This is a genomic window from Phaeovulum sp. (assembly GCF_041596715.1).
Lineage (GTDB): Bacteria > Pseudomonadota > Alphaproteobacteria > Rhodobacterales > Rhodobacteraceae > UBA6213.
In genome coordinates this window covers 1-2268 of the sequence record NZ_JBFHIA010000351.1, presented here as the reverse complement: position 1 = coordinate 2268, position 2268 = coordinate 1, and the positions used below count along the sequence as shown (strand labels likewise).

At 64.7% G+C, this 2268-nt stretch carries 2 protein-coding genes; both read right to left on the bottom strand.

Annotation, left to right across the window (positions count from 1 at the left end; genetic code table 11):
* Positions 1-105 precede the first annotated feature (105 nt).
* Complete coding sequence (locus ABY403_RS15855) at positions 106-561, bottom strand: hypothetical protein (RefSeq protein WP_372841781.1); 456 nt, start codon at positions 559-561, stop codon at positions 106-108.
* Between the two features lie 152 nt (positions 562-713).
* Positions 714-2268 (bottom strand): DUF3458 domain-containing protein (locus ABY403_RS15850; protein ID WP_372841780.1); only part of this gene is annotated, 1555 nt, incomplete at its 5' end.

Here is a 2268-nt window from a genome sequence, read left to right as displayed (position 1 = left end):
GACGCTTTTGGTAGTCATCTGCGCTTAATGCGCGGCTGGGCAAACAGGCCGAAGCGGCACCAGCGCCGCGGATGGATCCCGAGATAGGAGAGTGAAGGTCGGGCCCTAGTAAAGCGCCGCCTGTTGGCGCATGGCGCGCCGGCCTTCGCTGCCCTCGTTTCCGAAATTGACCGGCACACCGCAGGCCCGAAGCTCTTCGGCCAGCCGCTCGCGCGGTGGAAGTGCTGCATGTGGCAGCGCAACACGAGAGCCATCGGACATATGCAACAGGCACGAACCACGGCCCAGTTCGGCACCGCTGATGCGCGCCAGTGCGAAGTTGCGCCGGTCCTTGCCTTGGTAAACCTCTAGCCGCCCGCGCCCGATTTGCAGCCCCGCCGTATGGTTAAGCGCCAGCCGGTTCAGCGTGATTGCCAAAAGCAGGCTGACCGCGATCCAGCCCAGCAAAGGCGCATCAATCAGGTAATTGACATAGGTCAGGCCCATGCCAAACCCGAGCGCGGCGTAGCTGGCGGGCCTGCGGCCTTGGCGGCGGTATTCATATGTATCCAAGCTTTTCATGCGACATTTTCGCCCACCAAATGTGGCGCAAATAAGGCAATTGTGGCGGCACTTTCTTCATTGTCGCCGACTGCGATACAGCCGCGCGTGGGCGGTGCGATTGTGCGCCGCCCGACGCTTTTTTAATGCAACTGTGCGGCATTCGCCGCGCGTTAGCCCGCGCTGGCCGCTAGTCGCGCCACCATTTCGCCCATATCGCGGCTAAGCTTTGGTGCCGCAGCGATTCGGGCAAGCTCTGCCTGCGCGGCCGTGCGCCGTGCCGCATCGTAGCGTGGCCAAGTCTCGAACGCGGTGGACATGCGCGCGGCCATCTGCGGGTTGAGCGGGTCAAGCCGCAGCAGCCAATCCGCGTAAAAGCGGTAGCCTTCGCCCGAAGCGTGGTGAAAGCCTGCGTGGTTGGCCGCAAAGCCGCCCATCAGCGAGCGGAAACGGTTCGGGTTCTTCCAGTCGAACGCCGGGTCGGCGGCAAGGCGCGCGGCAAGCGCTGGCGCGTCGGCGGGCTGGGCATGGGCAAGCTGCACCATGAACCATTTGTCCATCACCAGCCGATCGCCCGACCAACGCTTGCGGAACGCGGCAAGCGCCGCTTCGGCCCGCCCAACCTCGATCAAGCAGACCAGCGCACCCAGTGTTTCGGTCATGTTCGGTGCGGCGTCGAACAGTGCCTGCGCCTGTGCGCCGCCGTCGATGCGGCTGAGAATCCCAAGACAGGCGAGCCGCAGCGCGCGCTGCCCTGCCGCGGCCGCGTCGGGTGCATAGGCCCCCGGCACCGCCATGGCCGAGTAGGTTTCTGCAAGCAATGCCGCGTGGCGTTCGGCCAGCGCGCGCGCCAGAGTCTCGCGTGCCGCGTGAATGGCGTCTGGGTCCGGCACCGTGCCGCGATCGTGCAGAGCGCCGGCAATCTCGTCTTCGCCCGGCAACCTCAGGCAAAGTGCGCGGAACGCGGGGTCTGCCGACTCATCACGCAATAGCCTGCCGACCGCATCAAGGTGCTCGGTCTCGGGTGCGGCCCCACCGATCATGGCAATCAGAGCCTCGCGGGCAAGCGCGCGCCCCGCCTCCCAGCGGTTGAAGGGGTCGGTATCATGGGCCAGCAAGAACGCGCGCTCCGCCGCGGAAACCGTGCGCTCCAACACCACCGGCGCGGAAAAGCCGCGCAGGATCGAGGGGATCGGCCGCGCGGCAAGACCGGGGAAGGAAAAGCTCTGCTTGCCCTCGGTCATTTCCAGCACCTGCGTCGGCACCACCTCGTCGCCATTGGGCGAAAGCAGGCCGACCGCAATGGGAATTACCCGTGGCGGTTTTTCCTGCTGCCCCGGCGTTGGTGGCGTTAGTTGTGTGAAATCAAGCGTATAGGTGCCGTCCTTCCAGTGTTCTTCAACGCTTAGGCGCGGCGTGCCCGCATCGGAATACCAGCGTTTGAACTGGCCAAGGTCGCGCCCGGTGGCGTCTTCAAAGACCTTCAACCAGTCTTCGATGGTCGCTGCCTGCCCGTCGTGGCGGTCAAAATACAGATCGAGCGCGGCGCGGTAACCTTCGTCGCCGACAAGCCGCTTGAGCATACCAATCACTTCGGCGCCCTTTTCATAGACCGTGGCGGTGTAGAAGTTGTTGATTTCCACATAGCTTTCGGGGCGCACCGGGTGCGCCAGCGGCCCCTGATCCTCGCGGAACTGGCGCGCGCGCAGTGTCAGTACGTCATCAATG

Coding starts and splice junctions, on each gene's coding strand:
- ABY403_RS15855 (WP_372841781.1), bottom strand. CDS start 561: ATGAAAAGCTTGGATACATATGAATACCGCCGCCAAGGCCGCAGGCCC.